8 protein-coding genes are annotated in these 7,856 nt (G+C 57.8%); 2 read left to right on the forward strand and 6 right to left on the reverse strand.

The features are described 5' to 3' along the window. The first annotated feature begins 15 nt into the window (after positions 1 to 15). Complete coding sequence (locus tag JRJ26_08660; protein ID MBW2057550.1) at positions 16 to 1,479, forward strand: trimethylamine methyltransferase family protein; 1,464 nt, start codon at positions 16 to 18, stop codon at positions 1,477 to 1,479. Between the two features lie 302 nt (positions 1,480 to 1,781). After that, positions 1,782 to 2,480: an SDR family oxidoreductase gene (locus JRJ26_08665; GenBank protein ID MBW2057551.1), complete on the forward strand. Its 699-nt coding sequence runs from the start codon at positions 1,782 to 1,784 to the stop codon at positions 2,478 to 2,480. A gap of 144 nt (positions 2,481 to 2,624) precedes the next feature. Here JRJ26_08665 and JRJ26_08670 read toward each other — a convergent pair whose 3' ends face one another. The 6 genes from JRJ26_08670 to JRJ26_08695 form a co-directional block, all read right to left on the reverse strand. Beyond that, positions 2,625 to 3,779 carry an iron-containing alcohol dehydrogenase gene (locus JRJ26_08670; GenBank protein ID MBW2057552.1) on the reverse strand — a complete coding sequence of 385 codons (1,155 nt, stop codon included), beginning with the start codon at positions 3,777 to 3,779 and terminating at the stop codon, positions 2,625 to 2,627. Between the two features lie 162 nt (positions 3,780 to 3,941). After that, positions 3,942 to 4,742, reverse strand: a complete 801-nt coding sequence (locus JRJ26_08675) for a glucose 1-dehydrogenase (protein ID MBW2057553.1) — start codon at positions 4,740 to 4,742, stop codon at positions 3,942 to 3,944. A gap of 1 nt (position 4,743) precedes the next feature. Continuing rightward, complete coding sequence (locus JRJ26_08680) at positions 4,744 to 5,187, reverse strand: DNA-binding protein (GenBank protein MBW2057554.1); 444 nt, start codon at positions 5,185 to 5,187, stop codon at positions 4,744 to 4,746. A 184-nt stretch (positions 5,188 to 5,371) separates the two neighbouring features. After that, the gene (locus tag JRJ26_08685; protein MBW2057555.1) at positions 5,372 to 6,220 is read right to left on the reverse strand and encodes a carbohydrate ABC transporter permease; all 849 of its coding nucleotides are present in this window, start codon (positions 6,218 to 6,220) and stop codon (positions 5,372 to 5,374) included. A 9-nt stretch (positions 6,221 to 6,229) separates the two neighbouring features. Further along, positions 6,230 to 7,147 (reverse strand): sugar ABC transporter permease, encoded by a 918-nt coding sequence (locus JRJ26_08690; protein MBW2057556.1) that lies wholly within the window; start codon positions 7,145 to 7,147, stop codon positions 6,230 to 6,232. Between the two features lie 27 nt (positions 7,148 to 7,174). After that, positions 7,175 to 7,856: extracellular solute-binding protein (locus JRJ26_08695; protein MBW2057557.1), on the reverse strand; the 682-nt coding region annotated here is incomplete at its 5' end.

A 7,856-nucleotide genomic window follows, 5' to 3' on the forward strand; every position in this document is an offset into this window, starting at 1 on the left:
GAGGGGAGGGAGCAGGTGAAACCGTCGGTCTTGAGATTGCTTTCCCGGGCACAGATTGAGCAGATTCTTGGAGAGGCAGTGGGTATCTTGGAACATCCCGGTATTATGATAGAGAACAAAGAGGCCCTCGATCTGTTAGCGAGTTCTGGGGCGGAGGTGGATTTGAAAAGGAGGATCGCTCGAATCCCGAGTTTTCTGATCGAAAAGTCTCTCGAAACAGCTCCAAAGGCCTTTGATGTGTACGACCTTAGAAAGAGGATCAGTATGAGGATGTGCGGCGGCAACGTCTCCTTTCGCCCGGGGGCTACGGCACTGAATATTATCGACCCCGAAAACGGCGAGTACCGGCCTCCCGTGACAAGAGATCTGGTGAAATGGGTCAAGATGGTGGAGGGCGTCTCTACGGTTGAGGCTCAGTCCGGATCGATGAACTGTGTGGATGTTCCAAAGGGCGTGGCCGACTCTTACCGGTATTACATCATGCTCAAGCTGGGCAACAAACCGGCGTGTGGAGGAGCGTACACCAAAGAGGGGTGGAATGTCATAAAGGAACTGCTCCTGGCCGTTGCCGGAGGCAGAGAGGAATTGAGGAAGAACCCCATCAGCGTTCAGCCCGCCTGCCCCACCCCCCCTCTCAAATGGACAGATGATCCCTGCCAGACGGTTCTCAATAACGCCGAGTACGGGATACCCGTGATTATAGACCCGATGATGATGTCAGGGGCAGGTGCTCCGGTTACAATGGAAGGCTCACTGGTTGAGCACACCGCTGAGGCCTTCGCAGGTCTGGTGATTCATCAATTGAGGGGTCCTGGTGCGCCTTTTATCTGGGGAGGTTCTCCCACGATAATGGACCTACGGGAAGGGACGTCGCTGTTTGGGGCTATTGAGACCGCCATGTTGGGGTGCGGCCATGTTCAGATTGGAAAGCACGTCGGCCTGCCTACAGGCACCGCCTTGGGTATCACTGACTCAAAGGCCGTCGATGCCCAGGCGGGACTGGAGTCGGCCATGGGAATTCTCCTGGCCATGCTTTCGAGAGCGAATTTCATCATGGGGCCCGGGATGATGGATTTCGAGAGCGGACAGTCCTTTGAAAAGCTGATCATAGATTCGGAGATTATCGCGGCTGGGAGAAGACTGCTGGACGGAGTGAGGGAAAACGAGAGACCGGCAGCATTGAACCTGTTCAGGAGTCCTGAGTACGAAGGAGACTTTCTATCCCTGGACCATACCCTGAGATGGATGAGAAAGGAATTCCATTTTCCATCCCGCGTGATAGATAGAAAAGACTACCACAGCTGGGCAAAGGAGGGGAAGAAGCAGATCGTGCAGCGGGCTCGGCAAAGGGCGAAGGAACTGATCGAACAATACCGGCCCAAGGAGATTGCCGAGGAGGTTTCAAGGGAGCTGGACACCATTATGCTCCATGCTGCGAAGAGATACGGCATGGAGAGGCTTCCCAGTTTGGGAGATTGACTCGGTCATGAGGGGGATTCCCTGGGAGTCCGGCAGAGGGTACTTGGCTGATCGTCGAAAAGAGTGCTCCCGCGGTTGGAGGACTCCCCGTCCGGTCCCTATGCCCCGGTAAAGCCCCGTTGACACGGGGACCGGAGCTCTGATAGAGTTTTTCTTGGTCGTTGTTGAGGGACCTGTCAGTCTGGAACGATTTGGAGGGAACGGTGAAAGGTCATGATTCGAGCGAATACATAAGCGAGCTTTTCCGTCTCGACGGTAAGGCAGCCGTGGTAGTCGGGGGGACGGGTGTACTCTGCGGGGCCATGGCTTTCGGGCTCTGGCGGGCAGGATGCCGGGTCGTCCTTGTGGGGCGGAATCGGGAGAAGGCGGAGGCCCATTTTCGGGAGTGGGGAAGCCCGGCGAGCGAGGCCCGTTTCTTCAGGGCCGATGCCACAAAGCGGGACGAGGTGGCCGGGATCATCCCTGCCGTGACCGAATGGTTCGGCCGTATCGACATCTGGATCAACGGGGCAGGCATAAATCCTCCGGTTCCCTACCTTGAGCTGACCGACGAGCAGTTCGAGGCCGTCCTGACAACCAACCTGAAATCGGTCCACCTCGGCTGTCAGTTGATCGGGAAGCACTGGATAGACCACGGCCAGAAGGGGTGCATCATCAACATGTCTTCCATGTCTGCCCTCCGCCCCCTGAGCCGGGTGTTTGTATACAGTCTTACCAAGGCGGCCCTTTGGAACCTCACCCAGAACCTGGCCAGGGAGTGGGCTCCCCACGGGATTCGTGTCAACGCCCTCTGCCCCGGTTTCTTCCCGGCCGAACAGAACCGGAAGGTGCTGGACGAGTCGAGGGTGAGAGCCATCATGGACCACACCCCAATGGGACGGTTCGGGGATCCAGAAGAACTGGTCGGGGCGACCCTGCTGCTCGCCTCTGACAGGGCGGGGAGCTTTATCACGGGATCAAACCTCGTGGTGGACGGCGGATTCTCCGCCACTTCGATTTGAACCTTACGGGATGAGGAATCGCTCCTGCCTCAGAGAGAGATCCCACGGGTGAGTCGGATTTTCGGTGTGACCTTCCAGGGAAGCAAACGACTCGGGTTGCTGCCGCGCAAGGAGGATCGCCGGCCCTGAGGCATGGGCCCGCCTTCAGTAGGCCCTCTTCAGTATTTGCTTTGCCTCACCGGGCTCCAAGACCCGCGGGTTGTTGGCCAGGAGTCTCGCCCCCGTCTGGATCGACCCTTCTGCGGCAAGATCGAGGGAATCCTCGGGTATGTTCAAGTCCCTGAGGTGTTTGGGGATGCCGAGCTCCCCAGAGAGTCTTTGAACCGACTCGACGGCCCTGTGGGAGGCGTCCTCCAGCGACAGGCCGTCGACCTTCTCTCCGAGCAGTACGGCGACGCGGGCGAACCGCTCCCGGCATCCGATGCGGTTGAACTCCATGACGTAGGAAAGGAGAAGGGCATTGGCCACACCATGGGGGATTCCATGGATTCCTCCCAGGGTGTGGGCGAGGGCGTGAACAGCCCCCACACCGGCCACGGCGATCGCTACTCCTGCAAGGTAGCTTGCCATGAGCATTCCGTATCGTGCCTCGAGGTCGTTTCCGTTGGAAAAGGCAACGGGAAGATGCTCCCCGATCAACCGGATGGACTGCTCCGCTACGATATCACTCAGGATGGTGGCCTTCAGAGAGGTGTATGCCTCTATCGCGTGGGTCAGGGCATCCATTCCGGTCGAGGCTGTCAGGGCTTGGGGAAGCCCGAGGGTGAGCAGGGGGTCGAGTATGGCCGCTTCGGGGAGGATGAAATCCGAACGCACGCCTTTCTTGACCCCTTCCTTCGGATCCACAAAAACACAGGCCGGCGAGGCCTCGCTGCCCGTCCCCGCTGTCGTGGGAATCGCGATTACGGGAAGTCCCGGGTTCGGTACCCGGTCTGCGCCGAAGTAATCGGTGACCTTCCCGGTGTTCCTGATCATGACTGCCGCCATCTTGCCGCAGTCCATGGAGCTTCCGCCCCCGAGGGCGATCACCAGGTCGCAGCTTTTTTCCTTTAGAAAGTCGACGCAACGGTCGACCACCTCGTAGCTCGGTTCGGGCTGGGCCTCCTCAAAGGAGAAGACCTCACCCTTGATCTCCTCAAGGACACGTTCGGCGATCCCTGCCTCCACCACTCCGGGGTCGGTGACAAGACCGATCCGCGTGCCCCCGAGTCTGCGGATCTCCCGGTCGAGCTGGCCGAGAGCTCCGGGCCCGTGATGCAAGACCCTATTGGCAAGAAATTTGTCGACCCTTTCAGCCATGGTTTTCCTCTCCATAAACGCCGGCAACCGGGTTTTCTTCTTGATTTGGAGCGAGGCGGCAGGCCTCCGAGGCGGCCAACTCCCTCGGGTTCTCTCATGACGGCGCCTTGCTCGACCCGCGCAAAGGGATTTGCGTTCCTGTCAGGCCTTACCAGTACATCCCTAGGCAGCCAGCCAGCCGCCATCGACGACCAGCACGTGGCCGTTGACGAAGTCGGAGGCATCCGAAGCCAGGAACACCACAGGGCCGAAGAGATCATCCAACTCGCCCGTCCGCTTCATGGGGATTCTGCTCAGCACCCAATCCCGCTTGACCGGATCGTCCAAGAACGGAGCAGATATGGCCGTTCGGGTGAAAACCGGCGCGATGGCGTTGACGTTGATCCCTTTGACCCCCCACTCGATAGCCAGTGAATGGGTCAGCTGATTTACGCCGCCCTTACTTGGAGCGTAGGCGGCGTCTTCGGCCCTCCCCTGGAAACCCCGCACGGAGGAGATATTGATAATCTTCCCCTTGCCCTGTGCCAGCATGACTCGTCCGACGTGCTTGCAACAGAGAAACACGGATTTCAGGTTTATGTCAATAACCCGCTGCCACTGTCCGGCATCGAATTCGGAAATAGGCTCAAGGTGGACACCTCCCTGGCTGTTGACCAGGATGTCGATACCCCCGTAAGCCTCCACCACCTCTCCAACCAACTGTTCCACCTGGGCTTCGATAGTCACGTCGGCTGCAATGGACATCCCCTTGCGCCCGAGTCTACGGAGTGCCTCTGCGGTCTCCTTCAGTCCATCCGGTCCGCGGCCCACCACGCACACGTCGGCTCCGGCGGCACCCAGAGCCATGGCCATGGCCTGGCCCAGGCCCTTGTTGCCGCCCACCACCAGGGCCTTCCTGGTGTCGAGGCGGAAGCGATCGAGGGTCGATGGCGCTAGGGCGGCGATCTTATCAAGGTCTCCCATATCAATCCTCTTCCGGCATGATGTCGATGAGTCCTGTCTCTGGATCGGTGACCCTCCTGGTTTTGGCCTTCCCGAGAACGATCAGGCCCAGCTCGACACGGTAGCAACAACGCGTGCCGGGCTCCAGGTGGCCTACATAGAGCCTGTCCTCTGCCGTGTCATGGACCACGACGTGAATATGTGGTTCTCCCCCTGCCACCGATCCGTGGAGCGCGCCCACCTCGATGGGACCTTCGAGGGTGAAATAACGGTCCTTTGGGGGCAGGCCTGTCCCGGTGATCGTGTGGAGCTTGCAGACATCAAAAGAACCGATGCCCGAGGTTATGAGAGCCGCGTCCACTCCCTCTCTCTTGAGGAGTTCTCGAAGTTCCTCGATGATAAGGTCGCCTCGACGGAAAGAGACCATCATGGTCCGGACAGCGCCGGGCGCCTCGATGCTGATCATGTTTCACCTCCTGGGATCGTCGATCCGTGTCCTTTTGTCTGTTGCCAGTACGATTGATAAACCAACCTTCCTCCCGCCTGTCCGGTCCGAGATCTTCATCTTTGAGGCCCGTAGCCCCGGCATTTCCCGAGTGTCGAGCGGGGGATTTCGAGAAGCAGAAGTCTTAAAGAACCGCCGCAAGGTCCTAGCCTTTCAAAGCACCGGCCGTCATGCCGGAGATGAAGTATTCCGTAAAGAATGAATACAGCACGGCCACCGGAACCGAACCGACCAAGGAGGCGGCCATAAGGTCTCCCCAGAAATAAGCGTCTCCTCGAATGAGAGTCGTCGGCACAGCTACTGATATGGTCTTGTGGGCGGTACTGGAGATAAAGGTCAGGGCATAGACGAACTCGTTCCAGGAGAGGGTGAAGCTGAACATTCCCGAAAAGACGATTCCCGGAATGGCCATGGGAAGCACGATTTGGACAAGAGCTCTTATGCGACCACATCCGTCTATCATGGCGCATTCCTCGATTTCTCTTGGAATCGACTTGAAATAAGCGATGAGCATCCAGGTGGAGAAAGGGATCAAGAAGGTCGGATAGGTTACAACCAACGACCAGATGGAGTTTGAAAGCCTGAGGGCCTGAACCACACTTGCAAGGGGAATAAAGAGAAGGGTGGTCGGGACCAGGTAAGTGACGAAGGTCGCCATGCCGAAACTCTTTGCCCCCGGAAATTCCAGGCGGGCCAGGGCGTACCCCGCCATGATCCCCAGAGTCATGGAGATCACAGCCGTAAGGAAGGAGACGAAGAAACTGTTGAAGAGCCAGTGGAGAATCGCGGTTTCCCTGATGAGGTTCCTGAAATGTTCGAGGGTTGGTTTCTTCAGCAAGAGCTGGTTGGCCCGGAGGTTGTACAGTTCCGAATCGCTTTTGAAGCTGCTCACCGCCATCCAGTAAAAGGGGAAGAGGGCAAAAAAGAGGAACGCTCCCAGGGGAAGATAGAGCCCAAAAATTCTCTTGACGATTTGCAAACGTCTCCGCTTCATCGACGCCTCTCAGACCTGACGGAGGTATCGCAACATAAAGAAAACCACCACAAGGAGGATCGGGAATAGAAAAAGGGAGATTGCAGCCCCCTCTCCGATCCGGCCCGCCACCATGGCTACATCATAGGCCATGGTGGCGAAGACCTGGGTGGCATTGATCGGCCCCCCATGGGTCAGGATATAGACTATCTGGAAGTCCGAAAAAGTCCAGATCGTGGAAAACAGAACAACAACACCTATTACCGGTTGCAAAAGGGGAAGAGTTATGTACCAGAACTTGCCCAAGCCCCGCGCCCCGTCGGTTTCGGCTGCCTCGTAAAGTTCTTTGGGAATGGTCATGAGGCCTGCCAGGATGGAGAGAGCAAAAAAAGGCAGGCCCCGCCAGGTGTTAACAATGATAACGGAAACCATGGCCCAGAATGGGTCGCCCAGCCAGGGGATCTTTCTGGAGATTATCCCCAGGCTGAGAAGCATGTAGTTTATCACACTGAACAGGGAATCGAACATCCAGAGCCAGGTGAGGACGCTCAGGGAGGTGGGAACGACCCAAGGCAACAGAATCAGTCCCCGTACCAGATTCCGGTAGCGGAACTCCTGACTCAAAAGCAGAGCTAGGGCCATCCCCAGGCAGAGCTTGAGAGAGACGCTTGAAATCGTATAGATGAGGGAGTTCTGAACTGTCTGACGAAAGTACGGGTCCCCTATGAGTTTGAAAAAGTTGTGTATTCCGATAAAATTCCCGGATGACCCGAGTACCTTGTCGGTGAGGCTGATATAGACGGCCAGACAAAAGGGGTAGCCCAGAAGTACCACCATAAGGAAGAGGGCCGGCGAGATCAGCATGTAACCGGAGAGCACCTCGGGGCTCACAAACCGCCTCGCCCAGGCTCGGAGCCGATCGTCCGCTGCTTGGATCTCTGGGACCATTCTTCTCGCCGGCCTCACCTTGCGCCCTTATGCCTTTCCGTAGATTTCCTTAAGCTCTCTTTCGGCAATGGCGATGGTCTCATCCGTGGCCATTCCCTTGCAGGCCCGGGCGAACATGTTGACTATGACATACTTAACCATAGCCTCGGCTGCAGGCCGAGACGGCGGTCCGGGATAGCCGGGCATCCGCACGTACTTGGGGATTTCCCGCATGATTGCCACCTTGGGATCCTTCTTCCAGACCGGGTCGTCCTCGTAGTAATTCAAGAGACCCGCGAACATCCCCTCGCCCACGCCGATCCAGGCGGAATACTGGGCCGGATGGAGCAACCATTTGATGAACTCTTTGGCCTCCTTCTGGACTTTGGAGAACTTGAAGATTCCCAGGCTGATGGCGGTGGAATAACCGAAACGTCCCGCAGGGCCTCTAGGCCAGAGGGCGTGATCGGTTACCTCGCGCAGGTGGGGGGCACTCTTTTTCTCAGCCCAATAGATGCTGGCAGCATTGCCCGTAACAGAGATCGCCTCTGCGAGGAAGGCCCGGTTGTTGCTGGAGTCGTCCCAGGAAAATACGTCCGCAGTCTCGGCCGCACGGTGGAGCTTGCGACGGTAATCCACGACATTGGCCGTTTCAGGCGACCTGATGGCCAGGGTCTTCCCGTCTGCTTCGCACTCTTTGCCTCCAAAGGCCCAGAGCATCGGGTAGTGG

The organism is Deltaproteobacteria bacterium, from assembly GCA_019308905.1.
Classification (GTDB): Bacteria; Desulfobacterota; BSN033; order WVXP01; family WVXP01; genus JAFDHF01.